The 24636-nt window shown below is 36.4% G+C and carries 35 protein-coding genes; 9 read left to right on the top strand and 26 right to left on the bottom strand.

Translation table 11 applies throughout. The annotated features are described in order from the left end of the window. Positions 1-64: 64 nt before the first annotated feature. The 8 genes from ispA to accB form a co-directional block, all read right to left on the bottom strand. Positions 65-955 carry a (2E,6E)-farnesyl diphosphate synthase gene (ispA, locus tag ACVWY7_RS00575; protein ID WP_000150355.1) on the bottom strand — a complete coding sequence of 297 codons (891 nt, stop codon included), beginning with the start codon at positions 953-955 and terminating at the stop codon, positions 65-67. Continuing rightward, the gene (xseB, locus tag ACVWY7_RS00580; RefSeq protein WP_000428423.1) at positions 955-1185 is read right to left on the bottom strand and encodes an exodeoxyribonuclease VII small subunit; all 231 of its coding nucleotides are present in this window, start codon (positions 1183-1185) and stop codon (positions 955-957) included. The genes ispA and xseB overlap by 1 nt, the downstream gene beginning before the upstream one ends. After that, positions 1175-2533: an exodeoxyribonuclease VII large subunit gene (gene xseA, locus ACVWY7_RS00585; RefSeq protein WP_073525009.1), complete on the bottom strand. Its 1359-nt coding sequence runs from the start codon at positions 2531-2533 to the stop codon at positions 1175-1177. The genes xseB and xseA overlap by 11 nt, the downstream gene beginning before the upstream one ends. Positions 2534-2559: 26 nt before the next feature. Beyond that, on the bottom strand, positions 2560-3420 hold the full coding sequence (gene folD, locus ACVWY7_RS00590) for a bifunctional methylenetetrahydrofolate dehydrogenase/methenyltetrahydrofolate cyclohydrolase FolD (protein ID WP_047956575.1): 861 nt from the start codon (positions 3418-3420) through the stop codon (positions 2560-2562). Positions 3421-3443: 23 nt separating this feature from the next. Then, positions 3444-3836: a N utilization substance protein NusB gene (gene nusB, locus ACVWY7_RS00595; protein WP_000830249.1), complete on the bottom strand. Its 393-nt coding sequence runs from the start codon at positions 3834-3836 to the stop codon at positions 3444-3446. A gap of 347 nt (positions 3837-4183) precedes the next feature. Then, positions 4184-4576 (bottom strand): Asp23/Gls24 family envelope stress response protein, encoded by a 393-nt coding sequence (locus ACVWY7_RS00600; protein ID WP_000807630.1) that lies wholly within the window; start codon positions 4574-4576, stop codon positions 4184-4186. Positions 4577-4599: 23 nt separating this feature from the next. Further along, a complete protein-coding gene (gene accC, locus ACVWY7_RS00605) occupies positions 4600-5952 on the bottom strand; it encodes an acetyl-CoA carboxylase biotin carboxylase subunit (protein ID WP_456523623.1) in 1353 nt (450 codons plus the stop codon). 16 nt (positions 5953-5968) lie between these two features. Further along, positions 5969-6457: an acetyl-CoA carboxylase biotin carboxyl carrier protein gene (gene accB, locus ACVWY7_RS00610; RefSeq protein WP_000472870.1), complete on the bottom strand. Its 489-nt coding sequence runs from the start codon at positions 6455-6457 to the stop codon at positions 5969-5971. A gap of 469 nt (positions 6458-6926) precedes the next feature. Between accB and ACVWY7_RS00615 the strand changes: the two genes are divergently transcribed. Next, complete coding sequence (locus ACVWY7_RS00615; RefSeq protein ID WP_002081027.1) at positions 6927-7115, top strand: hypothetical protein; 189 nt, start codon at positions 6927-6929, stop codon at positions 7113-7115. A 98-nt stretch (positions 7116-7213) separates the two neighbouring features. Here ACVWY7_RS00615 and ACVWY7_RS00620 read toward each other — a convergent pair whose 3' ends face one another. From ACVWY7_RS00620 to ACVWY7_RS00660, 9 genes are read right to left on the bottom strand one after another with little or no spacing between them, the layout of a single operon-like run. Beyond that, positions 7214-7885 (bottom strand): SpoIIIAH-like family protein, encoded by a 672-nt coding sequence (locus ACVWY7_RS00620; protein ID WP_000914722.1) that lies wholly within the window; start codon positions 7883-7885, stop codon positions 7214-7216. A 15-nt stretch (positions 7886-7900) separates the two neighbouring features. Then, a complete protein-coding gene (spoIIIAG, locus tag ACVWY7_RS00625) occupies positions 7901-8563 on the bottom strand; it encodes a stage III sporulation protein AG (protein WP_000368877.1) in 663 nt (220 codons plus the stop codon). Continuing rightward, positions 8553-9185 carry a stage III sporulation protein AF gene (spoIIIAF, locus tag ACVWY7_RS00630; protein ID WP_001161052.1) on the bottom strand — a complete coding sequence of 211 codons (633 nt, stop codon included), beginning with the start codon at positions 9183-9185 and terminating at the stop codon, positions 8553-8555. The genes spoIIIAG and spoIIIAF overlap by 11 nt, the downstream gene beginning before the upstream one ends. Positions 9186-9197: 12 nt before the next feature. After that, complete coding sequence (gene spoIIIAE / locus ACVWY7_RS00635; RefSeq protein ID WP_000943694.1) at positions 9198-10370, bottom strand: stage III sporulation protein AE; 1173 nt, start codon at positions 10368-10370, stop codon at positions 9198-9200. Between the two features lie 10 nt (positions 10371-10380). Continuing rightward, positions 10381-10764, bottom strand: coding sequence for a stage III sporulation protein AD (gene spoIIIAD / locus ACVWY7_RS00640; protein WP_077317075.1), 384 nt, complete (start codon positions 10762-10764; stop codon positions 10381-10383). A gap of 23 nt (positions 10765-10787) precedes the next feature. Then, a complete protein-coding gene (gene spoIIIAC / locus ACVWY7_RS00645) occupies positions 10788-10991 on the bottom strand; it encodes a stage III sporulation protein AC (RefSeq protein WP_000020914.1) in 204 nt (67 codons plus the stop codon). A 14-nt stretch (positions 10992-11005) separates the two neighbouring features. Continuing rightward, entirely contained in the window at positions 11006-11521 is a 516-nt protein-coding gene (gene spoIIIAB / locus ACVWY7_RS00650; protein ID WP_000238692.1) for a stage III sporulation protein SpoIIIAB, read from the bottom strand. Beyond that, a complete protein-coding gene (gene spoIIIAA / locus ACVWY7_RS00655; RefSeq protein WP_000665899.1) occupies positions 11515-12441 on the bottom strand; it encodes a stage III sporulation protein AA in 927 nt (308 codons plus the stop codon). Before spoIIIAA ends, spoIIIAB begins: the two co-directional genes overlap by 7 nt. Before the next feature lie 28 nt (positions 12442-12469). After that, the gene (locus ACVWY7_RS00660) at positions 12470-12751 is read right to left on the bottom strand and encodes a YqhV family protein (RefSeq protein ID WP_000816054.1); all 282 of its coding nucleotides are present in this window, start codon (positions 12749-12751) and stop codon (positions 12470-12472) included. 177 nt (positions 12752-12928) lie between these two features. Between ACVWY7_RS00660 and ACVWY7_RS00665 the strand changes: the two genes are divergently transcribed. Together ACVWY7_RS00665 and ACVWY7_RS00670 are read left to right on the top strand one after the other, a co-directional pair. After that, positions 12929-13513, top strand: coding sequence for a GNAT family N-acetyltransferase (locus tag ACVWY7_RS00665; protein ID WP_144507660.1), 585 nt, complete (start codon positions 12929-12931; stop codon positions 13511-13513). Continuing rightward, positions 13504-13791: a hypothetical protein gene (locus ACVWY7_RS00670; protein WP_144507681.1), complete on the top strand. Its 288-nt coding sequence runs from the start codon at positions 13504-13506 to the stop codon at positions 13789-13791. The genes ACVWY7_RS00665 and ACVWY7_RS00670 overlap by 10 nt, the downstream gene beginning before the upstream one ends. 35 nt (positions 13792-13826) lie before the next feature. Here the strand turns inward: ACVWY7_RS00670 and efp are convergent, their stop codons facing one another. Genes efp through ACVWY7_RS00690 form a run of 4 tightly spaced genes read right to left on the bottom strand, consistent with a single transcriptional unit; the run spans position 13827 to position 16453 of the window. After that, positions 13827-14384, bottom strand: a complete 558-nt coding sequence (efp, locus tag ACVWY7_RS00675; RefSeq protein WP_000626507.1) for an elongation factor P — start codon at positions 14382-14384, stop codon at positions 13827-13829. A gap of 21 nt (positions 14385-14405) precedes the next feature. Next, the gene (gene pepQ, locus ACVWY7_RS00680; protein ID WP_000411046.1) at positions 14406-15467 is read right to left on the bottom strand and encodes a Xaa-Pro dipeptidase; all 1062 of its coding nucleotides are present in this window, start codon (positions 15465-15467) and stop codon (positions 14406-14408) included. Positions 15468-15471: 4 nt separating this feature from the next. Further along, the gene (aroQ, locus tag ACVWY7_RS00685) at positions 15472-15912 is read right to left on the bottom strand and encodes a type II 3-dehydroquinate dehydratase (protein WP_000757082.1); all 441 of its coding nucleotides are present in this window, start codon (positions 15910-15912) and stop codon (positions 15472-15474) included. Between the two features lie 52 nt (positions 15913-15964). Next, positions 15965-16453, bottom strand: a complete 489-nt coding sequence (locus ACVWY7_RS00690; protein ID WP_000076894.1) for a YqhR family membrane protein — start codon at positions 16451-16453, stop codon at positions 15965-15967. A gap of 244 nt (positions 16454-16697) precedes the next feature. On the opposite strand from ACVWY7_RS00690, the gene ACVWY7_RS00695 reads away from it, so the two are divergent. Both ACVWY7_RS00695 and ACVWY7_RS00700 read left to right on the top strand, forming a co-directional pair. Beyond that, the gene (locus tag ACVWY7_RS00695; RefSeq protein ID WP_000807112.1) at positions 16698-17618 is read left to right on the top strand and encodes a DUF1385 domain-containing protein; all 921 of its coding nucleotides are present in this window, start codon (positions 16698-16700) and stop codon (positions 17616-17618) included. Between the two features lie 79 nt (positions 17619-17697). Further along, on the top strand, positions 17698-18099 hold the full coding sequence (locus ACVWY7_RS00700; protein WP_431174646.1) for an SA1362 family protein: 402 nt from the start codon (positions 17698-17700) through the stop codon (positions 18097-18099). Here ACVWY7_RS00700 and ACVWY7_RS00705 read toward each other — a convergent pair. From ACVWY7_RS00705 to splB, 3 genes are all read right to left on the bottom strand, one after another. Next, positions 18096-18758, bottom strand: a complete 663-nt coding sequence (locus ACVWY7_RS00705; RefSeq protein WP_431174645.1) for an HAD family hydrolase — start codon at positions 18756-18758, stop codon at positions 18096-18098. The two genes, ACVWY7_RS00700 and ACVWY7_RS00705, sit on opposite strands and share 4 nt — an antisense overlap. Positions 18759-18811: 53 nt before the next feature. Then, the gene (gene mntR / locus ACVWY7_RS00710) at positions 18812-19240 is read right to left on the bottom strand and encodes a transcriptional regulator MntR (protein WP_001143076.1); all 429 of its coding nucleotides are present in this window, start codon (positions 19238-19240) and stop codon (positions 18812-18814) included. Between the two features lie 144 nt (positions 19241-19384). Further along, positions 19385-20410, bottom strand: coding sequence for a spore photoproduct lyase (gene splB / locus ACVWY7_RS00715; protein ID WP_000802122.1), 1026 nt, complete (start codon positions 20408-20410; stop codon positions 19385-19387). Positions 20411-20566: 156 nt separating this feature from the next. On the opposite strand from splB, the gene ACVWY7_RS00720 reads away from it, so the two are divergent. The 3 genes from ACVWY7_RS00720 (at position 20567) to ACVWY7_RS00730 (ending at position 22611) form a co-directional block, all read left to right on the top strand. Continuing rightward, positions 20567-20884: a PadR family transcriptional regulator gene (locus tag ACVWY7_RS00720; RefSeq protein ID WP_061884568.1), complete on the top strand. Its 318-nt coding sequence runs from the start codon at positions 20567-20569 to the stop codon at positions 20882-20884. A gap of 5 nt (positions 20885-20889) precedes the next feature. Beyond that, positions 20890-21561: a DUF1129 domain-containing protein gene (locus ACVWY7_RS00725; RefSeq protein ID WP_033681876.1), complete on the top strand. Its 672-nt coding sequence runs from the start codon at positions 20890-20892 to the stop codon at positions 21559-21561. A 201-nt stretch (positions 21562-21762) separates the two neighbouring features. Continuing rightward, positions 21763-22611: a hypothetical protein gene (locus tag ACVWY7_RS00730; RefSeq protein ID WP_000111912.1), complete on the top strand. Its 849-nt coding sequence runs from the start codon at positions 21763-21765 to the stop codon at positions 22609-22611. 28 nt (positions 22612-22639) lie between these two features. On the opposite strand, the gene ACVWY7_RS00735 is transcribed toward ACVWY7_RS00730, so the two are convergent. Next, positions 22640-23476, bottom strand: coding sequence for a lipoate--protein ligase family protein (locus tag ACVWY7_RS00735; protein ID WP_000514079.1), 837 nt, complete (start codon positions 23474-23476; stop codon positions 22640-22642). Between the two features lie 170 nt (positions 23477-23646). Between ACVWY7_RS00735 and ACVWY7_RS00740 the strand changes: the two genes are divergently transcribed. Next, the gene (locus tag ACVWY7_RS00740) at positions 23647-24030 is read left to right on the top strand and encodes a rhodanese-like domain-containing protein (protein WP_000108655.1); all 384 of its coding nucleotides are present in this window, start codon (positions 23647-23649) and stop codon (positions 24028-24030) included. Between the two features lie 40 nt (positions 24031-24070). Here ACVWY7_RS00740 and ACVWY7_RS00745 read toward each other — a convergent pair whose 3' ends face one another. Next, a complete protein-coding gene (locus ACVWY7_RS00745) occupies positions 24071-24607 on the bottom strand; it encodes a DNA polymerase III subunit delta (RefSeq protein WP_431174653.1) in 537 nt (178 codons plus the stop codon). Positions 24608-24636 lie beyond the last annotated feature (29 nt).

The following is a 24636-nucleotide window of genomic DNA, read 5'->3' on the forward strand; positions in this document are numbered from 1 at the left end:
AAACCTTTTCCTACATTTATATCATAAAATGATGAATGACTCAACAAATGAAAACGCTGTTATATTAGTTATTACGTTTTGCAATCAAATCGCAAATAGATAATAAATATTCATCTTGTAATTGCAAGGAACCAATAGCATCTTTTGCTTTTGCAATCGTTTCATCTAAAATATCCTTTGCTCTATCTACAGTAAACAACGTCGTATATGTGCTCTTTTCGTTGGAAACATCACTACCAATCGGTTTTCCAATCTCTTCTTCGGTTCCTTCCACATCTAAAATATCATCTCGAATTTGGAAAGCTAAGCCGATATATTTTGCAAACTCAAGTAATTTTTCTTCCTGTTCTTCTGTGGCATCAGAAAGTATCGATCCTGCAAGTACAGCGAATTCAAGTAGTTTCCCAGTCTTATGCTTATGAATATACTCTAGCTCATCAATCGTAAGCTGTTTCCCTTCCGCTTCCATATCTGCCACTTGTCCGCCAACCATTCCCTCTGGCCCTGCCGCTTTTGCAAGCTCAAGTACAAGTCTTACTTTTTTCTCAGCAGAGATTTCCTTTTGTCCATATGCCATAATAACTTGAAAAGCATACGTTAACAAACCATCACCTGCTAAAACTGCCATCGCTTCACCAAATACTTTATGATTTGTGGGCTTTCCTCTTCTTAAATCATCATCATCCATACAAGGTAAATCATCATGAACTAACGAGTATGTATGTATCATTTCAAGAGCACAAGCTGCACCTACTCCAAGATTTCTTTCTTTATCAAACGCTTGTAATGTTGCAAATAAAAGTAACGGGCGGAGACGCTTTCCACCCGCTTCCAAAGAATATGCCATCGCTTCACGAAGTACATTTGGACATTGTAATTCATTTGCATAGCTTACAAGCTTCTCTTCTACGAAAGTTTTACTTTCTTTTAAAAAAGTATCAAAAGCAATTGTCACTATGCTTCATCTCCTAAAGCAGTAAACGGTTCAAGCTCTCCATCTTCCCCAAGAATAACTGCCATTTGTTCTTGTACGTTCTTCAACTTCTCATCACAAAGCTTAGATAATTCCATACCCTCTTTAAAATAAGAAATTGCTTCCTCTAAAGGTACGTCACCTTGCTCTAGCTTAGAAACGAGATGCTCAAGTTGCGAAATTGCCTCTTCAAAGCTTAATTTATTTTCCATTATTCAATTCACGCTCCTCTATGCCTGATACGCTACAATCTAGTATTCCATCTTGTAATTGAACTGAAACAGCATCTCCAAGGCTGACATCTTTCACACTTTTTAACACTTGCTTCTCTTCATCATATACAAGCCCGTACCCTCTCATCATTACTTTAAGCGGACTTAGCGCTTCAAGTTTTTGAGCAGCTCTTACAAAGGCAAATTCTTTCGTTTGGAGTAATGTTTGCATTTCACGTTGCAATTGCTTTTGTAATGTTTCAACTGCTACCTTCGTTTGCATAATTTTTTGAGATGGGTGGTGCTTCTCTAAATAAAATGAAAGCTGTTTTAACTGATTTACCTTTTTATCAATATAGCGCTCTTTCGCTAACACAAGCTGTTCTAACGCTCTATCCAATTGCTCTTCTTTTTGCTCATATACTTGTCTTGGATAACGGAACGCATAAGATTTTTGCAATACTTGTAGTTTTTCTTCTTTTTTATGTACTAACTCTCTCATTGCTCTTTGCAATCTTAAAGTTCTTTGTAATACCTTTTCTTGTAACTCTATAATATTAGGCGCTGCCAGCTCAGCCGCTGCAGTTGGCGTTGGCGCTCTTAAATCGGCAACAAAATCCGCAATTGTAAAGTCTGTTTCATGGCCTACTGCTGAAATAATAGGGATTTCACTCTTGAAAATAGCTCTTGCAACCATTTCTTCGTTAAACGCCCACAATTCTTCAATAGAACCTCCGCCGCGCCCAACGATTAGGACATCTATCTCTTCCATTTCATTCGCTGTACGAATCGCTTGTACAATTGAGGGAGCTGCTGACTCCCCCTGTACAAGTACTGGAAACACAATAACATTTCCAATTGGATAACGACGTTTAATCGTTGTTATAATATCACGAATCGCTGCTCCTGTTGGTGACGTAATCACACCTATTGTTTTCGCATAAGGAGGGATTGTTTTTTTATAAACTTGAGAAAACAATCCTTCTTCCTCTAAACGAACCTTTAATTGTTCGTAAGCTAAATGTAGGTTTCCGATTCCGTCAGGTTGCATGTCTTGAATATAAATTTGATAAGAACCACTCGCCTCGTAAACAGAGATTTTCCCCTTCACGAGTACCTTCATCCCATTTTCAGGTCTGAATTTAATACTACGATTATGACCCGCAAACATAACCGCTGCGATTCTTGCATTTTCATCTTTCAATGTAAAATACATGTGGCCACGGCTATGATTTTTAAAATTGGAAATTTCACCTTTTAACCAAACAGACTGTAAATGCGGATCATATTCTATTTTTGTTTTTATATAGCGTGTTAACGCTGTAACGGTTAAATATTGTTTCTCCATTTCTCTCTCCTCATAGCCGACTCAAATTATTTACAAACGACACCTGCACGCTTAGCCGATTCAACAGTATTATGAAGAAGCATCGTGATTGTCATTGGACCAACACCCTTTGGTACAGGTGTAATGTAACCTGCAACATCTAACACGTTGTCAAAGTCAACATCACCACAAAGTTTTCCTGTTTCTAAACGGTTTACACCAACGTCGATTACAACTGCTCCTTCTTTCATATAATCAGCTGTTACCATTTTAGGTCGTCCTACTGCTACGATTAAAATATCAGCTAACTTCGTTAACTCTTTCATATTTTGCGTCTTAGAATGACAGTATGTGACAGTTGCATTTTCATTTAAGAACAATTGTCCCACTGGCTTGCCGACAATATTACTTCTTCCAATTACTACAACATGTTTTCCTGAGATATCAAGATTTGTTTCTTTTACTAACTCTACAATACCATGCGGTGTACATGGAAGGAATGTATCTTGTCCCGTCATCATACGCCCAACGCTGATTGGGTGAAATCCATCTACATCTTTTTCTGGTGAAATTCTTTCAATGATAGCTTTTTCTTCAATATGTTTTGGTAAAGGTAATTGCACTAATATGCCATTAATGCGGTCATCGCCATTTAAGCGATCGATTTCAGCAAGCAAACGCTCCTCCGTAATTGTTTCAGGAAATTCAATTAGCTCTGAATAGATTCCTACTTGTTCACAGCCCTTTTCTTTTCCTTTTACATAAGAACGAGATGCTGGATCTTCTCCAACTAAAATAACTGCTAATCCTGGTACAATCCCTTGCTCTTTCAACTTCACAACTTCTTCTTTTAATTGTGCTCGTTTTTTCTCCGCAACTTCATTTCCTTTGATGATTACTGCTACCATTTTAAGATTCCCCCTTAAAGAAATTACAGTGTATCTTTTATATTAGATAAAACGCCGTTAATAAAACGACGAGATTCCTCATCCCCAAATGTTTTAGCAATTTCAATTGCCTCGTTAATTGTTACGTTGTGTGGAATTTCTTCCATGTATTTCATTTCATACACAGCTACACGTAAAATACTGCGATCAACAATACTAATACGCTCAAGCTTCCATTTTTTTAAGTTTTGACGAATCGCTTCATCAATTACTTCTTTATTTTCTACAAAACCTACTACAAGTGATTCTAGAAACTCATTTGTTTCTTCACCTTCATCTAGCGTGTTTTCCACCGCTACTTTCGGTTCTAACTCACCTGTAATATCCATTTGGTATAATGCTTGCATCGCTCTTTCTCTAGCCGTCCTACGTTTCATTGTAACTCTCCTTTATGCTTCAAGTCTTTCCTTATGATTTGTTATATTATTATAATTTATAAGCCGTCAATTCACTTACTCTTACAGTTTTCATTGATTTTCCAACCTTATAATACAATGATAATAACACAATTTATCGTTTCACACACGGGTTACAAGGCTGAAAAATAATAAAAAGATTAACTTCAAGTTCCATATCTTATCACAATGTACGTTTTTTGGTAAAACGAAACATTTTCTTTCCAATTTCTTTTTTTTTGAAATAGTATAACAATTAGAGGGTTTTAATTTGTGAAGAAATGAAACGATAAAAAAGATGCCTATGTTACTAGGCATCTTTTTCATTCTTACACTGGTTCGATTTCTGTTTTTTGTGTTTCGAATGTTACGCCAACGATGTGAACATTCACTTCTTTTGGCTCAAGCCCTGTCATTGTAAAGAGCGCTTGGCGAATGTTGTCTTGAATCTTTTGTGCAACAACTGGAATTGCTACGCCAAAATACATCACAACATAAAGGTCAACGATAATATCTTCGTTTGCTAATTCAACCTTTACACCTTTACCATGATTTTTCTTACCTAACTTCTCAACAACATCTGTAGCAAAATTACCACGCATTGCCGCTACACCTTCTACCTCAGCAGCTGCAATACCTGCGATTACTTCAATTACTTCTGGTGCAATTTCTACTTTACCAAGAGTTGTATCTTGACCCATATCTAACATATGTTCAGCCATGAAAAAAAACCTCCTTTAATGTATCACTGCGTCACAAGTTCATGCTCTTCCAAAAATTTCGTATTAAACTCACCTTTTACAAAATCAGGATGATCTAACAATTGCAAATGGAACGGGATTGTTGTATGTACGCCTTCAACGACAAACTCACTGAGTGCACGCTTCATTTTTGCAATTGCCTCTTCACGTGTTTTTCCGTGAACAATTAATTTAGCAACCATCGAATCATAGAAAGGTGGGATTGAATATCCTGGATATACAGCTGAATCGACGCGAATACCAAATCCGCCTGGTGGCAAGTACATTTCTACTTTACCTGGAGATGGCATAAATTTTTTGGCAGGGTTTTCCGCATTAATTCGGCATTCAATTGCCCAACCATTAAATTGTACTTCTTCTTGCTGTAACGATAACTTTTCTCCAGAAGCAACAAGAATTTGTTCTTTAATTAAGTCCACCCCTGTTACCATTTCAGTAACTGGATGCTCAACTTGAATTCTCGTATTCATCTCCATGAAATAAAAGCTTTTCGTTTTATATTCATAAATAAACTCAACCGTACCAGCACCTGTATAATCAACCGCTACCGCCGCTTTAACTGCCGCCTCACCCATCTGTTTACGCACATTTTCATCAAGTGCTGGTGATGGACTTTCTTCTAGTAGTTTTTGCAAGCGGCGTTGAATTGTACAATCACGCTCTCCTAAATGAATGGCATTTCCGTGTATATCTGCCATTATTTGAATCTCAACATGGCGGAAATCTTCAACGTACTTTTCTAAGTATACACCAGGGTTCCCAAAAGCGGTACTAGCTTCTTGCTGTGTAATTTGAATTCCTTTTACAAGCTCTTCTTCATGGCGCGCAACACGAATACCTTTTCCGCCGCCACCTGCAGTCGCTTTAATAATAACTGGATATCCAATTTGATTAGCAAGTTCAATCGCTTCTTCGGTATTTTTAATAATTCCTTGTGAACCTGGTACAATCGGAACCCCTGCTTCTTTCATTGTATCACGAGCAACGTCTTTTGTGCCCATCTTTGAAATAGCTTCTGGACTTGGACCGATAAAAATTAAGTTACATTCACGGCATAACTCTGCAAAATCTGCATTCTCAGCTAAAAATCCGTATCCTGGATGAATAGCATCGCAGCCTGTTAACTTCGCAACACTAATAATGTTCGTCAAATTTAAATAGCTTTCTTTCGAGATCGTTGGTCCTACACAATACGCCTCATCAGCAATTTGTACGTGAAGTGACTCTTTATCTGCTTCTGAATAAATTGCGACTGTTTCAATATCCATTTCTTTACAAGCACGAATAATTCGTACAGCAATTTCCCCACGATTGGCTATTAATACTTTTTTTATCATCACAAAGACTCCCTTATTACGCTTTTACAAGAAATAGCGGTTGTCCATACTCTACAAGTTGTCCGTTATTAACAAGAATCTCAACAATTTCGCCATCTACATCTGCATCGATTTCGTTAAATAACTTCATAGCCTCGACAATACATACGATAGAATCTTTCGATACTCTATCTCCTACACTTACATATGGAGGTGTATCAGGAGAAGAAGAAGAATAGAATGTACCTACCATTGGTGATGTAATTTTATGTAGGTTTTCATTCTGAACAGCTTTTTTCTCTTCTTGTTTTGGCACTTCTACTTGCGCTGCCGCTACTGTTGTTTCAACTTCAACAGGTGCTACTGGTTGCACGGCTTGTTTTGCTACCGGTGCTTGCACCGCAACAACTTCATTACCACGCTTTTTCATTTTGATTGTCGTACCATCTTTTTTGTATTCAAATTCATCAATATTAGAGCTATCAATTAATTTAATTAATTCACGAACTTCTTGAATTTTAAACATGTAAAATCCACTCCCATACTCTTGTTTGTCCCGTTTTTACAGTTTTCTCGTCATTAAAACTAGATTGACTGTAAAAATACGATGTACTCTATTAGAAAATGCATTTCATCTACTAATAGAAATAGTTACTATTTCCATCTTACGATAAATTTTTTAAACATTCCAATTTATATTTCTTTATAATAAATCGAAACTCCTGTAAAAATATTATTCCAATAAAAATTTATTACCTAGTAATAATACCAAGTTTCACACAAAATTGGCAAGACCACTCCCAAAAAAACATTCCTTACTTTTCAAAATACTATAAAGTAAACCTACCATTACCGCTTTACTCGTCACCTCATCTATAGTCAATAACATATTTTTACCAAATATTATTTTTTTGTTTACACGTCGTTCATCATTCCTTCATATAAGAATAGTATGTTCAAAGTGTAGAAAATATATCGTATCGAGGTGTGGACATATGATATGGCTCATTCTCTTCTTACCTGCCGTAATGGTCTGGGCATTCGTTCTCTTCATCCACGTCAAATCCGGAAAAAGTAATCATCACTACCATGAACCGCTAATCTTTTACTCACAACGTATTTCTCCGTTCCGAGTTGAACATAGTAAAAACAAAGACGAAACAGAAAAAAGCTATCGAAAATGATAGCTTTTTTCTATTATTATTTTGATCTAACTATTTTCAAACAATCCGATTACTAAAAACGAATAATCCGCGGAGGGATTCCCCACGGATTATTCGTTTTATTTTGTTGGTGGATCAAATTTTACACCTACATCTTTTGATCCGCCTTCACTTCTTACAAGTTGTATAATTTTATTCGCTTCTTTTTGTGAATGTTTTGCTGCTTTTACAGTTACTTTAATGTCAGTTCCATCGGCTCTTACAAGGGCATCTTTATATCCACCTTGAGATTTAATTACCGTCTCAAGTAATTCTTGTTTCGTTTCCATTGTAGTAATTGCATCAAAATTATCTTTTGCTTTACTCTTTTCTGTTGCTGAAGATTTTGCTGAATTCATCACTTCTTGTAATCTTGCTTTTTGTTCACTTCGCTGATCTTCCATTTGCATACGTAATGCTGTGAAATTTTCATCACTTGATTGAACTGTTACGTTAGCTTCTTTTTTACTTGTTTCTTTTGTAGCACTCTCTTTTTTATCTGTTTCTTTGTTTGTTTCTTTATTAGGTGTTTCCTTGCTTGTATTTTCTTTGTTTGAAGATTCTTTTGTTGTTTCTTTAATCGGCGTTTCATTTGTTACTGCTTTTTCAGTACCTTGTTTTTCTTGTCCAATCTTTTCACCTGTTGCCGGCGATGCTGTATTCATTTTGTCTGGAGTTGTTACGTAATACACAGATAGTACAACAACTAAACTTAACATCGTTAATAGCCAAACCGTTTGTTTTTTTAACACGTTATTTCCTCCCTATCAATTTTTCGGTGAAACTGAAACGCGATGGGCTGGTACATCTAGTAGCCGTATGACAGCTTCTTTTACCATCGCTTTAACTTGTATATTATCCACTCCCTTTGCTACGACAAGAACACCTCGCACTTTCGGTTTCTCTGTTCGTAAAACAACGGGAGTTTCTTTATCCCCTTCACGTATAATGACTGTCTTTTCATCAAGAGACTCGTCTTCTACTTTCCTCTTACCGCCTGTTTTATCTGTTTCACCTGTTGTTTGTGAACGTTTCACTGTATTTTTTTCTAATATTTTTTCCTCTGATGAGTCTAAATTTACATTAATCGTTACATCTTTTACTCCTGCTATCTCTTCTAAGGCTGCTTTTAATTCTTGTTCATACGCTTTTTCATATTTTTCTACATTTGACATATTATCATTATTTTTTTGTCCAAAAGTTGGTACGTCTTTTTCTTGGTTTTGAGTTTTTTGTTCTTTAAATACAGGTACTTCTTCTTTTTTACTTGAAAAGAAACTACTAGAAAACATAAGCAACATTCCAAGTATGAGTAGGACAAGTAAGAACTTAGGTGTTACCTTTTTTCCCTTCTCATTACTTTCTTTTTCATCTCCATTCAATAAGTTTCGAAAAAATGAGAACTTCGAATTTTTATCTTTATTGTCCATTTACTCTACCTGTCCTCCCTTCCATTTGAACTTGGATTTGTTTATTCTCTAGTTGCCACCTGCTTGAAAAGAAGTCTTTCATTTCTACATTCGTTTCCTCTACTTTTTTCGGTGGTTCTTTTGTATTAATTTCAACTGGTTTTACTGTTTCGATTGCATCATTTTTACTACGCTCTTTTTCTTTCAACGTCACAACAACAGATTGAATATCTTTCGCTGACTTTACTTCCGCTGTGCTTTCCGCTGCGACTATTTGTATTTCAGAGACTGACATACCATACTGTTTCTCAAACTCTTTTCCTACTTCTTTTTTCATTTTGGTAGCCATCTCTTCTAAACTATATGCACGTGTTAGAGCTTGTATTTCTTTTTTCTTCGAATCTATTGAATTTTTTACAGACCCTTCTGCTACGTACTTCTCTTCATTAAAATTTGCGATTACTTCATTTACATCTGTTTGCAATAGTTTAAAAAGGGGCGTTAAAATTAAAACAACTAATAATAGACTTACAACGAATTTAACGTACTTTTGCAAATTGGAATTTGGAAGAATAAGATGAAGCATTGTCGCTAAGAGTAAAAAAACGATAATATTTCTAATCCACTCTGTAACAAATTGCATACCCTTCACCTCCTACCGCATCATAAGTGTAATGTTCCCCGCAGCAATAATAATTGTGATACTTAAAAAGAACATAAACGATACGATAGCTAAGCAAGCAAATACGTAAATGATGCTCCGTCCAATGATATCTAAACATTGAATAATTGCTCCACCGCCAACTGGTTGCAATACTGCTGCTGCGAACTTGTAAATAAACGCAATACAAAAGATTTGAATCGCTGGAAAAGCGACAATTAAGCATAAAATGACGAGTCCGATAATTCCGACTGTATTTTTTAATAATCCCGACGCACTAATAACAGTATCCGCCGCCTCTGTAAACATCCTTCCTACTACGGGAATAAAGTTCCCTGTTACAAATTTAGCAGTTTTCACAGCGATTCCATCCGCAACAGCTGTCGCTGTTCCTTGTACAGATAATACCCCTAAAAAAATCGTTAAAAAGATACCGATAATCCCCACGCTAACGTTTTGCAAAAGCTTGGACAATTTCGTTACTTTATATTGATCACTCATCGTACTTACAATACTTAATATCGTTGCAAGTAATAAAAGTGGTAGAACAATATAATTCATTAGAAGCCCACTTGTGTTCATTAAGAAGATGATAATCGGATGAAAAAATGCGACAGATACAACCCCTCCCCCGGTTGCTATAAGTGCAAGCAAGATTGGCAGTAGTGCTAATATGAAATCTACCATTGTTTGTATCGTTTCTCTTGCATATGTCATGACGACATAAAAACTATTTAAAGCGAAAATAATAAGTACCATATATACAACCGCATCAGCAATTTTACTTACGCTACTCTTTGAAAATGCAGATTGCAACGATTGCAACAATGCACTAAAAATTGTAAGCATAATGAGCGTTCCAAGTAGTTTCCCATTTGCAACAAGTTCGTGAAATAAGTACTTTAATAAACCTAGCATCCACTCTTTTATAGAGATTTCTTTTTCTCCTTTTACAAACTCCATAAAGCTACCTTTTTGACTCTCTGGTAAGTAACCTCCATATTTTGTAACAAGCCCGTCCCAAAATTGCTTCACATCTTCAATTCCGAGCTTATCCAATTGTTGATCAACGACGTTTGTTTCTACAGGAGAAGCTTGTACAACAACCGGTAAAGAAAAGAAAAGGAAGCAAGCAAATAGCAGCTTAGCTCCAAACCCCCTCAACATTCACTCCCCCTTATCCCGTCGGCAAAAATCCGAGAATAGTTTCAATTACAACCGTCAAAATAGGAATCGCCATAACGAGAATTAAAATCTTTCCAGCTAATTCAATTTTCGAAGCGATTGCCCCTTGCCCTGCATCCTTTGTAATTTGCGCTCCAAACTCAGCGATATAAGCAATCCCAATAATTTTTAGCAACGTTTCTACATATACGTTGCTAACTTTCGCTTCACTCGCTACTCTCTCAATCATTTGTAAAATAGCGTGAATTTGATCGATTAAAAGAAGGAACATTACGCTACCTACGAACACAATAAATAATGACGTAATGCTAGATTTATGCTGATTTAATACAGCTGCTAAAAATGTAGCAACGAGGCCTAATCCGACAATTTGTATAATTTCGATTCGAACCGCCCCCTTTACTGGAAGAGAAAGACACTTTTAATCTTGTCGAATAGCGTATTAATTAAAAATGCGACATGAAATAAAATAACGACAAAACCGACAAGGATAACCCAATTTGCAATATCCTCACGCTTTAATTCTTTTAATACGGTATGAATGAAAGCTAAAACAATGCCGATTCCGGCGATTTGAAATATTAATCCAACATCAATGGACATCGCCTTTCTCCCCCCTATAGCAGTAAAATTACGATAAGTAGCCCCGCTAGTACTCCTAAGCTCTTAATCATCTTTTCATATTGCATTTGTAATACTTTCGCTTCTTCTTCTTCTCTCTCTAAATGTGTAATACATAAGCGAATATGTTTTTGTTGCGATTCACGATCATGTTGTCCGAGCGTTTCACCAAATTGCTGCAAAATCTCGTACTCAGTTTGCTGAAATGCTGTTAGCTTCCAATTTTCTTTCAAACTATCTATCCAAGCTTCTCTTACTGTTTGTTCTCCGCTTTCTAGCCTGTTAGCGAAACTTTGAAATATCCAATTTAACGGCTTCGGCATTTGTTTTACTAATCGCTCAGCGGCTTCAGACAAAGGGGTATGCCCATACATAATTTCTGCCTCTAATGATTGAAGTGCCGCTTTTAATAATCTAAGTTGCCTTGGCCTCTCACTGTATCTTTTAGCGTATGAAAACCCGAAAAAGGTGCTGACAGCAACGATTAACACTGCACCAAATATTTTTACCATACGCCCTCAGCCTTTCTATGAGGTAATACCGATTTTCCATTCTTATCTTTCACTTGCATAACTGTCCCTGGCCCTCTTGCTTTTGACAATTCCACAAACCTATCAAAAATGCCAAGCTCTAGCACTGCCTTTAGTGATGGGCGTTTCACAACATCATCATAAGAAAATCCATGTGCGCTTATAAAAAGCTGAACCCCTGCATGTACTGCCTCCATAATTGCTTCACTATCTTCTTTACGACCAATTTCATCCACAATTAATATATCTGGGCTCATAGAACGAATCATCATCATCATTCCTTCAGCTTTTGGACATGCGTCTAACACATCTACTCGTGTGCCAAAGTCATACTGCGGGATGCCTTTCACGCAGCCAGCAATTTCTGACCGTTCATCAACGATCCCTACTTTACACGAAGGAATTTCCGAAGCACTTACACCTTGGCTCATACAACGCGCTACATCTCTTAAAAGTGTTGTTTTCCCCGTTTGCGGCGGGCCAATTACCATCGTGTTTAACCATCGTGATTCATACAAATAGGGTAAAAGCGGTTCAGCAATTCCTATTTTTTGACGAGCAATACGAATATTAAAGGAAGAGACATCTCGAATCATTTTCACTGCGCTTTTTTCTGTAATGACTTTTCCTGCTAAGCCGATTCTATGCCCCCCTCGGAGCGTCACATATCCACGCTTTAATTCCTCTTCCATCGTATAAATTGAGAATTGACTTAATTTATTCAATAAGTAAATAGCGTCCTCTGCTGTAACAATATAGTCATAAAAAAACACTTCACCATGAGCAATACACTCTAGCGGTCTTCCAATTCGAACACGGATTTCCTCTAGAGCATCGCACCACTTACAACTTTCCACTAACTGCTTCATCGTTTTCGGTAAAACTTCTAATACTTCTTTCATCAGCTTCTCCCCACTATACCTGGCTTACTTATTTCAACAACGCGATAAAAATGCAGCCAATTCCAAGCGCTAGAAAAAAGAGTTTCAAAAAAGAAATCTCGCTTGCCACACTCGCTATACCTATTGTCATTGTTAAAATTAATACGGTCGGTCCAACAAACGCCAACATACCATTTATAAACAATGCTTTCTTCGCATCATTCACATAAAGCATGAGCAAAGCGGCGAATATTTCCGCGCTACCTGAAAACAACCGAAGCAACCCCATTACAAGCACGGACGTTTCCATTGCCGCTAGCCACTGTTTCATTCTCCCACCTTCTCCCATAACGGTTACTAGTGCTGCACTCCAAAAAGAATATATTTGTACAACCATATGCAAAGGTTGTCTATTTCAGAAGTAAAAACATAATTTTTATCTACCGTCTTTATTAAATCTGAATATTCTTACTTTTATGGTGTATTTAATTTAAAAGAGGTATAGACGATGCAACACGTTACCTTAGTACCACTCGACTTACGCTATGCAAATGTGATTTTTAGGCTATCCAGTGATTCACATGTAAAAAACGCTTTAGGAATAAAGGTAGAAAAAATCGAAGACACGAAAGCATTCCTTCTTTTCGCAATAGAAGAAGAGCGCCAAAAGAGGTCTTTATCGAGAATGATTGTAAATGAAGAAAACGAAATAATCGGTCTCACCACACTTAAACATATTAATTATGAGAAGAAACAATCTCACATTGGTAGTTGGCTCGGCTATCCGTACTGGGGAAAAGGATATAATGAGGCTGCCAAAAAAGAAATTTTTAAAATTGCTTTTTTAGACTTACAACTTACATACGTATTTACTGGTGGTAAAACGAATAATATCCGCTCGTTAAAAGCACAAGAGAAACTACCTTATATTTCGTTGCATGTGGAAAATAAGTTTCCAGACGAACACGCTGCATTAGAGAAAGAAGTAAGGTCACCTTGCTCTCTGCACGTCGTGTCACGCGAAAAATTTTTAAACTGGTTAGGATTACAGAGTGAGGAGGAAAAATATGAAGGCTTTAAAAAATTAGTTTAACGATTGTAGTAGAATTGGCTCTTATTTATCTTTTTTCATTATTGGTGGGCTGGTCATTTATGGAGGCCTTTTTTCTTGGTAGTTTAGGGATATTCGGGGCGATTTGGCTCATTGCTTTAAATATAAGACAAAATAACAACATTGATCACACTATATATAAAACAGGTACAGTAAAACCTTTTCAAATGACATGGGGTCCTTGCACAACAGGTGCAGCTAGTCTTACAGCTTTCAGTTTTATAATAACCACTATTTATTATCTGCCCTATTTTCTATAAAAAAAGCACTCGTGCTGATCACGAGTGCTTTTTTACTATGCACGAGAAACGTATTTACCTTCACCAGTGTTGATGATAAGCATTTCGCCTTCGTTAATAAAGATTGGTACTTGTACAACAAGACCAGTTTCTAATGTAGCTGGTTTTGTTACGTTAGAAGCAGTGTCACCTTTAATACCTGGCTCTGTTTCTGTAACTTGTAATTCAACTGTGTTTGGAAGTTCAACACCAAGTACTTCGCCTTGGTAAGTCATAATAGATACTTCCATGTTTTCTTTTAGGAATTTAAGCTCGCGCTCGATTTGTTTTTCACCAAGTTCGATTTGCTCATAAGTTCCGTTATCCATAAATACGTGAGCCTCACCGCTTGCGTATAAGTATTGCATACGACGGTTTTCGATGTGTGCTTTTTCTACTTTCTCACCAGCACGGAATGTTTTCTCTTGAACAGAACCTGTGCGAAGGTTACGTAGTTTAGAACGAACGAATGCAGCACCTTTACCTGGCTTTACGTGTTGGAAATCAAGTACTTGCCAAAGGCCATTATCCACTGCAATTGTTAAACCTGTACGAAAATCGTTTACTGAAATCATGTAAAAAAATCCTCCTGTGTATTACAAAATAATAAGTTCTTTTGGTGATTTCGTAATTACTTCATTACCTTCACTTGTCACAATGATATCATCTTCAATACGTACGCCGCCAATACCTGGAATATAAATACCTGGCTCTACTGTTACAGCCATACCTGGTTCAAGTACTGTATCAGAACGGAATGCTAAACCTGGTGCTTCATGGATTTCAAGACCGATTCCATGACCAGTAGAATGTCCGAAGTATTCACCGTATCCTTTTTCCGTTATGTAATCACGCGTTAACGCATCCGCTTCACGGCCAGTTAAACCAGCTTTAATACCGTTCACACCACGTAATTGTGCTTCTAAAACGATATTATAAATTTCTTTCAATTTATCAGATGGTTCACCAACTGCAATCGTACGAGTAATATCAGAGCAATATCCTTTGTAATAAGCGCCGAAGTCTAATGTAACGAAATCTCCTGTTTCTATCACTTTTTCAGATGCCACGCCGTGCGGTAATGCCGAACGAAGACCTGAAGCAACGATAATATCAAACGAAGAAGATGTTGCTCCTTGTTTTCTCATGAAAAATTCAAGTTCATTTGACACTTCAATTTCAGATACTCCCGGGCGAATGAATGATAGAATATGTTCAAAGGCAGCATCTGCAATCTGTGCAGCTTCCTTTAATATCTTAATCTCTGAATCAGTCTTTATCAAGCGTAACTTTTCTACAAGCCCAGAAGTTGGGATAAATTCAGCATCGATCGCTTCTTTATGAGCTGAATAAGAACTATATGTAAGAGTATCTTGCTCAAAGCCAAGCTTTTGAATTCCTAGTTCTTTCACTTGCTTTGCAACTTCATCGATAATTAATCCTGCATGCTGTACAATCTCGTATCCAACCGCTTGTTTACTAGCCTGCTCTACGTAACGGAAATCTGTAATAAATTGGGCGCGTTTTTTCGAAATCAGTACAACACCAGCTGTTCCTGTGAAGTTAGCCATATATCTACGACTATGTTCATTTGTTAACAAAATACCGTCAATACCAGCCTCATCAAATGCACTTCTTAATCTTTCGATTTTCTCCATTACTTTATGCCTCCCTCAATTTCTCCATTAATGCAAATAACGCTAACTTATAGCCATAAAAACCAAATCCAACAATCTGTCCCGCACAAACAGCTGCCGTCACAGATTCGTGACGGAACGACTCACGCTGATGAATGTTAGAAATATGTACTTCAATAACAGGAATCGAAATGCTTGCAATTGCATCTCGAATCGCATAGCTATAATGCGTAAATGCTCCAGGATTTAAAATGATCCCTTCATATATATCTTCCGCCTCATGAATACGATCGATAATCGCACCTTCATGATTCGATTGGAAACATTCTAACTCCACTCCCATTGCTTCTGCTTCTTGCTTCATATCTGCTTCAAGTGTCGCTAGCGTGCCCTTTCCATATACATTTACCTCCCTGACACCGAGGCGATTTAGGTTAGGACCGTTTACGAGGAGTACCTTTTTCATATGCTTAAAACTCCTTAATATTAAAGATCTATATAACATTTTAACATAGGAGTTACTTATTTGAATAGTTTGTCTTCTCTTCCCCTTCTCGCTCAGCTTTATTTGTATTTACTGCGTAGGAAACAGAGTATGCTATAAACACACCATACAATATAAAGATGCATATTGTCGTCACAATTGTTTCTTTCGGTAAATGGAGTGCACTTTTAATAGCAGGTGCTATTAACCCTACTCCGAAAAATAGTAACGCCCACCAAAATAGACCATAAATCATCCCTGGAAGAATCCCTTCAAACTTTGCCAAAAACGCTTTATACAAAAAGGCAATTAAAATTGAAAGTAGTGCCATACAAACAATTCCTAACACATTACCCCATACCCCTTCTTTCCAGCTTCCAAAGGCAAATGGTAATAGTAAATAATTCGGTCCCGCTTCTGTAAATGAAAATATATGAAGGAAATACCATATCCCTCCCCAAAAAAGTCCACCAAATAAACCAATTTGCACAAAATTCCTTGTTCCTAATTGTTCTTGACTCACATCGACACCTCCGCTCAATAGTATGCCCGAAACTATTTTGAACCATGTTTAAATACTGCGAAATTTGTCTATAAAAAGAATAAGAAATGTCCGACTCTCATAACATTTTCCCTTGTCATCTACTTGTATTTGTCGATAAAATAAAGGAAACTCGGTGATTGTCTTATTTCAAAATGACAGAACCCAGTATGACAATTGCCTCTTTTTCTACATAAGAGAGAAACAAATACAGGTTGGTGTTAACATGGCAGAAGAGTCAAAACAAATATATGGCGGGCAAGCAGTCATAGAAGGAGTTATGTTTGGCGGTAGAGAATATACTGTTACAGCGGTTCGTCGTAAAGATAAATCGATTGAATTTTATCGATTACCACGCGTTCGTAATAAAGCATTATCTATCCTGAAAAAAATTCCATTTTTACGAGGGATTGCCGCTATTGTGGATGCAAGCGCGAACGGGGCAAAACATTTAAACTTTGCTTCAGAACGATTTGATGTCCACCCAGAAGAAGACGAACAAATTGCAAATAAAAAAGAAGAACAATCGAAGTTAACGATGGTATTAGGAGTTGCAGCAGTTGGCGTTTTATCTTTCATATTCGGTAAAGTCATTTTCACAGCAGTTCCTGCACTACTAGCTGAATTAACGAGACCGATTTTCCCATCTCATACAGGGCAAATCATTGTCGAAAGTGTCATTAAGCTCATGCTATTATTGAGCTATATATACTTTATTTCTTTAACCCCACTTATTAAGCGGGTATTTCAGTACCATGGTGCGGAGCATAAAGTAATTAATGCCTATGAGAATAACCTTTCACTGACTGTAGAAAATGTTCAAAAACAAACTCGCCTTCATTATCGTTGTGGCAGTAGCTTCATTATATTTACAGTCATTATTGGAATGTTTGTTTATTTCCTTGTCCCTACAGATCCACTTTGGGCCAGAGTGGTAAACCGAATTTTATTAATTCCAGTCGTGCTCGGCATTTCTTTTGAAGTGTTACAATTTACGAATCGATTACGCGATATTCCAGTATTACGCATACTTGGATATCCCGGATTATGGCTACAACTATTAACAACGAAAGAACCAACAGATGATCAAGTGGAAGTAGCCATTGCATCGTTTGAAGAATTATTACGTTTAGAAAACAAACAATAATTATTTAAAAATGGTGTTCAACTCCTTTCCTCATCGTTAATATACTAATTTTAATATATGTTTTTAGGAGGTGTTCCTTATGAACGGTCGTTCGTTTACTTTCGCTATATTTGTGCTTATTATCGGATTAGCAATATTCGGCCTTGTTTCATCTGTCATTACAAACCCAATGGGTGTGTTAAGAAATATTTGTATCATGTTGGCTGTCGTTGGTATCTTTTATTTACTCTACAAAATGTTTACAAACTCTAGTGGTTCTGCAAATTCGCAAAGCTCATATAAGCGCGCTGCAAAACAATCGAGCCGCAAACATGGGAAACAAAATGTAGCACCCCTAAGCAATTCTTTCTTTAAATCAAATACTTCTAATGACAAAGGAAAAAAAGGGAATCCTTCTTCTTTGAAGCGAAAAAGAAAACAATCTCATTTAACTGTCATTGAAGGTAAAAAAAACAAAAAGAAAGACCGTGCTTCCTTTTAGGAGATACGGTCTTTCTTTATATTTTGCATTACTTCTTTCAAACTTTTATCTTTCATACTTTCAATTCGAAGGTGATGATTTTCAAATGGTAAATTACGTGTCACATCATTCGGTACAACAACGCACGTTAATCCCGCTGCAATCGCTGCTTTCAATCCATTTAACGAGTCTTCAAATACAACGGCTTCAGACGAATCTATCCCTAAATCTTCTATTGCTACTCGGTAAAGTGCTGGATCTGGTTTTACCTTCTCAACATCTTCTCTCGTTTTAATGACTTCAAAATAATCACGAATTTGTAGTTCTTCCAAAAAAGGAATAACCCATTCTCTAGAGGAACTGGAAGCTAATGCGATTTTTAATCCCATTTCTTTCGCTTCTTGTAAGTATTCTTTTACCCCGTCACGAGCTTCTGGTATTTTCATTTTCTCTTTATGTAAAATTTTCACTTTTTCTTTTAATGCATACTTATCAAACTTCTCTTTTAATTGCTCATTTAAATATTCATACAGTACATCGTCTGTCGTTCCAATACATTTTGCAAATTCCTCTAAAGGTAAATCTCCACCGTACTCACGAACGGCGTCTCTGAAAGAGTGAAACCATATTGTTTCTGTATCCACAATTAATCCATCAAAATCAAAAATAATTGCTTTCATCATTCTCCCATCCTTTTCGATTGAAATAAAAAAGGAAACGACGTACGTTCCCCTTAATTACTTTTCTCTTCATTTGCTTTTTGAACGCCACGAAGTGTTTCCACTCGAACCTCATCTTGTTCAAAGTATTGCACTAAGTCACCAATACGATCAATTGCTTCCCAGCTTAAATGATGTTCAATTCCTTCTACATCATTGTAAATCTTACTTTCATCCACACCGATAATACGCATAAATTGCTCTAACAATTCATGACGATATACGAGACGTTCTCCAATTTTTTTACCTTTTGATGTTAATACAAGCCCTCTATATTTTTCATAAATTAGATATTCATCTTTGTCTAATTTTTGCACCATTTTTGTTACAGAGGATGGATGTACACTAAGCGCTTCAGCAATATCAGATACGCGGGCATAACCCTTTTCATCAATCAACAAATAAATTTGTTCAATATAATCTTCCATACTAGGGGTAGGCATCGGTTTCCTCCATCCAATTTCATTTTGCTCATTCCGTACGAAGCAATCAATAAAATGATACACCAGAAAGAATAACGTGACAAGTTGAAAACAAGCCTAAATATATAAAACAAAAAAGAATCTGTATTTGCATACAGACTCCTCTTAAGTAAAGTATTGTATTTCTGCATCAGGAAAAAACTCATATATATAACCTCTTATCGTTTCTTCCAATACTTCCGCATCATCTTTTTTATATACGTATTTTCCAATGCCATATCGTCCCCATTTATATTTACGCTTCTCTTCATCCATTTCAAGCTTCGTATTCGGATAACGCTCTTGAATAACCTTTTTTGCTGGCTTTGTAAAGCGATGTTGAATTAATTCAAATGTTAAATTCGGTATCGACAAATCGTTTAATGCATTGTACAATCGCTCAAATAGTTCACGATATCCTTCTTCCCATCCTTCATGCATATAAAGCGGCGCCACTATAAATCCAAGTGGATAACCCGCGCCTGCTACTTTACGAGCCGCTTCAATTCTTTCTTCAAACGGTGATGTCCCTGGTTCAAAATTTTTAATTACATAACGTGAATTAATACTAAACCTGAAACGAGTTTTCCCGTTATGTTTTGCATCTAATAAATGATCAACGTGCGAATATTTCGTAACGAAACGTAAACGCCCATGCTCACTTTCTCCAATGAATTCGATCGCGCGCTTTAATGCATGTGTTAAATGATCAATCCCAACGATATCTGATGTACAAGCAGCTTCAAACCTTGTTATTTCAGGTGCTCTTTCATCCATATATTGCTGTGCCTTCTCAAATATTTCATCAAGATTCACATACACGCGAACGTAAGGCTTACTCCCAAGTGTCGTTTGCAAGTAACAATAATGACAATGTCCCATACATCCTGTTGCAAGCGGAATTGCATATTCAGCTGACGGTTTTGACGTATCAAACTTTAATGTCTTCCTCACCCCAACGACAAGCGTTGCTTTTGCATTACGATACTTTTGCAAATCATTTTCACCCGGCAAATTTCGAATTTGATTATGGGATGTCGTTTCACGAATTTCTAATCCCATCTTCGTAAACTTCTCATACAGCTCTTTTCCAAGTGGATATTCAAGTGCCTTCGGTTCAAAGTAAACAAGTTTTGGCATAAACGGTTTCATATGCTTCCCTCCTCTCGTTAGTATGGGAAACGATGAAAAATTAACACGCATTAAAGTTTTCCACTTCAGTAACTTGCGTTGCAAGTTACTGAATGTTATAATTTGGATAACAGCTACCTTGCACAGCAAGTTACCTGAGTAAAAGGTGGTGAAATCATGCACAGCCAAATGTTAAAAGGTGTACTCGAAGGTTGTATCCTGTACATCATTTCACAAGAAGAAGTGTACGGATATGAACTGAGTACAAAATTAAATAAACACGGATTTACATTCGTAAGCGAAGGAAGCATATATCCGTTATTGTTACGTATGCAAAAAGAAAAATTGATTGAAGGAACATTAAAAGCCTCCTCACTTGGTCCAAAGAGAAAATATTATCACGTAACTGATAAAGGATTAGAACAGCTTAAAGAATTTAAACAAAGCTGGGGAATGGTTTCAACTACGGTGAACAATTTATTACAGGGGGAGTGATGAGGATGAATGCGCAAGACATGATTAAATTGAACAACAAAAAACGCGAACTTCTAACACCTGAAAATGAAGTTGCTTATAGCGATATGTTAGTTTACCTTCGTTTATCTAACGTGCCAGAGCAACAAGTAGAAGAACTATTACTAGAAATATTAGACCATCTCATCGAAGCACAAACAGAAAATAAAAATGCTTATGACATTTTTGGTGATGACTTACAATCTTATTGTGATGAACTCATATCGGCTTTGCCAGTTCAAACAATGTTAGAAAAAACTTCTTTAATCGGCTTTGTTATTAGCTTACTTCTCGCTATACAATTTGGAATAGACACCATTGCTTCTCTTTTCATTTTCTTTTTTGAAAAGAACACCGAAATAATAAGTCCACCTTTTAGTATCCTTGGAACTACTTTGTCTGTTTCAATAATTATACTAGGTATACTATTTATTTTATATTTATTAAAGCGGTACTCCTTTGATCAGAAAATGAATTGGAAAAAAAGAATTCTATTTGGATTCGCATTTGCTACCCCGTTTTGTTCCGCTATATTCTTAAATATTTATTTTAAAAAACAACCTTATCTCATTTATCATCTAACCTTTTGGCAAAATGCTTTAATCGCTATCCTATTTTATGCTTTATATAAATTCCTATATAAAAAATCAAATTTTTAACAGCCCTTCAAAAGGCTGTTTTTTCTTCTGTCTAATTTTACAAATTGAAAAATTTCATAAAGAAAATAAGAAAAATGCAAAATAATTAAAGTTAATTGTTGACGTGATGCTTTTATTATCGGTATCATAAATCTTCGTGAGCAATTATTTTTCGTTATACGATTTTTTTATTATTACTGAATTTTTGAGAGGAGAAATTAGATGTCAGTTAAGAAGAAAACGCAAGTACGCACCGGCAAAATGGTACGTGAACTAATGTTAGCAGACGAAGATGTAAATGCTTCGCTAATTATGGTATATAGTGAAAACGGTGTAAACGCAGAAATTAAAATCGAGGGCTTAACGCCGAAATGTAACGAAGAATTATTTTTGAGCGGAAACGTGGATTGGAACAAGAGTGTTATTTATAAAATTGTTGATTTCACTGGAAACGCTGAAGTTGGTAAAGTTACATTAACAGCGATGAACAAAAATAATGTTTCTCTAGAAATAGAACGCGTTATGTGGAGTAAAGAAAATAAAGAGGCTGCTGAACAAGAAGAAACAGTTGTAGAAGCTACTCCGAAAAAAGAAGTAGTTGTAGAAGTTCCAAAAGCAGTTACACCTGCTCCAAAGCCTGTTACACGTGTGGAAACACCTGCCACAGCACCAACACCTAAGCCTACTCCGGCACCGACACCTAAGCCAGTAAGTGTAGAAGCAGCTGTGGAATTATCTACTCCAGCACCTATGAAAAAAGCAGTACCTACTCCAGTTACAAAGCAAGAGACAGCACCGGTTGCGCCTGCAAAACCGAAGCAACCTGCTTTGACTGAAACAAATTCAAAACTACAAGAAAATTATGTGAAACTCGTGAAAAAGACAATTGAAGTTTGTCAAGATTACGAGCTTGGCATCGACATAGATGATTCTATTGAAGGCTTAAAAGAAGAACTACAAAGCCAAGGTATTAGCGTTACATTTGACAAAGAAATTATGGACGTTGTCAATCGCCTTCGTTCTTTACAAGATAAAGGAATCAAAGTAGAAAAAGTACTTAATTTACTATAAAAAAATAAGAGGCGGCAATTGCCACCTCTTATTTTTTATAATTCCATTCTTTACTTTCATACTTTTCTTTTGCTAATGTTTGCACTTCATGTAATTGTTCTTCTGTTAATTCATATGGAACAAGCTCTACATCTAATCCTTTTTCAAACCCAACCTCAAACGCTTTAATTAACTGCTCGATTGTAAACGTACGGTCTGTTAATTCATTAATTGCTACCGCTTTAGAAGAGAACATACTCTTCATACGTTCTTTCACACGTTCATTCGGGAATAAAAACAGATCATATAACTCATCTAAATCTATTTCTAATGGAATTGACCCGTGCTGTAAAATAACACCTTTTTGACGTGTTTGCGCACTACCTGCGATTTTTCTTCCTTCTACTACAATTTCATACCAAGACGGTGCATCAAAACATACGCCTGAGCGTGGATTTTTCAAATTTTCACGATCTGCTTCTGTTTTTGGAACTGCATAATACGCTTCTAACCCTAATGCTTTAAAACCATCTAATAAACCTTGCGAAATAACACGATACGCTTCTGTAACTGTTTTTGGCATATTTGGATGATCTTCAGACACAATAACACTGTACGTTAATTCTTTATCATGTAGTACACCCCTGCCGCCTGTTTGACGACGAACGAATCCATATTTCTTTTCGTTAACTACATCCATATTAATATCTTTTTCAACACGTTGGAAATACCCGACTGTTAATGTTGGTACTTCCCATTCGTAAAAACGAATGGTTGGTGGCATTTTCTTTTCACTTTGCCAATTTAATAAACATTCATCTAACGCCATATTAAATGCCGGTGAACATTGACCAGAGTTAATATAACACCATTTTTCTTTTCCCATCCTGCACCTCATATAACCAATTATTTTTCACATTCTCTAGTCTACCAAATTCGACAAAATTTGTGAAAGAATACGAAATTTCTTCTTATATACAAATGAATCTGTTGCATAAATACATACGGGCATTATAATATTGAAAGTAGGATAAGAAAAAAGGGAGCGATAGAATCGTGTCAACAACTTGGATTATTTTATTAGCCGTAATCGTAGCGTTCATCGGTTACACTGTATGGATGTATTTCTATCAGAAAAAATTAATTACAACACTTTCAGAAGAAGAGTTTCGCGCTGGCTACCGTAAAGCACAGCTTATCGATATTCGCGAAGCAGACGAATATACTGCAGGGCATATTTTAGGCGCACGTAACATTCCGTTATCACAAATTCGCCTTCGTCATAAAGAACTTCGTAAAGATCAACCAGTTTACTTATACTGCCAAAGCGGATTCCGTACTGGTCGTGCGGCTCAATACTTAAAGAAACAAGGCTACAAAGATTTCTACCAATTACAAGGTGGATTTAAAACGTGGACTGGAAAAATTAAAAAGAAATAATAACATACAAAAACTAGCTGAATAATTCAGCTAGTTTTTTTCATTCCATATTATTTGCAATGTATAATAAATTTTTCTTAATCACATCTTTATCATTTTCTTGTGCATTACGATACAGGAGCTGATATTCAAGTTCTTTCTCTTTCCATATAAGCGCAGCAAATTCGTCTCCTCGCTCGGAGTCATCCTTATTTTTAAAATAAGCGAATGCTCCATTATTCAATTTCATTTGTTCTTGAAATCGTTTCTCTTCCACAAGATCTGGAAAACTATAAGGAAAGTTCGCAACATTTAACTCAATATACTCATTTCTACCTGGATCCTGCTGTTTATATTTAATCATTAAGACAGCGTTCTTTTTTCCAATCGTTCTGACTTCTCCCTTCACATCACTCGTAATGTCATACGGTAAAAACGTCGGAACTTTAAATTTCACTGGAAAATATTTCGAAAGCTCCTTCAGCGGAATTGGATCCGTAACACGATCCATAGCTCCCCCTGTTGTTCCCACAAATTGCTTTTCTTCTTGCATCGTTTGCTGAAACGAACATGAACTTAGCACTAGACTAGAAAACACGAAACAAATGATTCCTTTTTTCAATTTGT

Source organism: Bacillus sp. TE9106W, assembly GCF_054062215.1.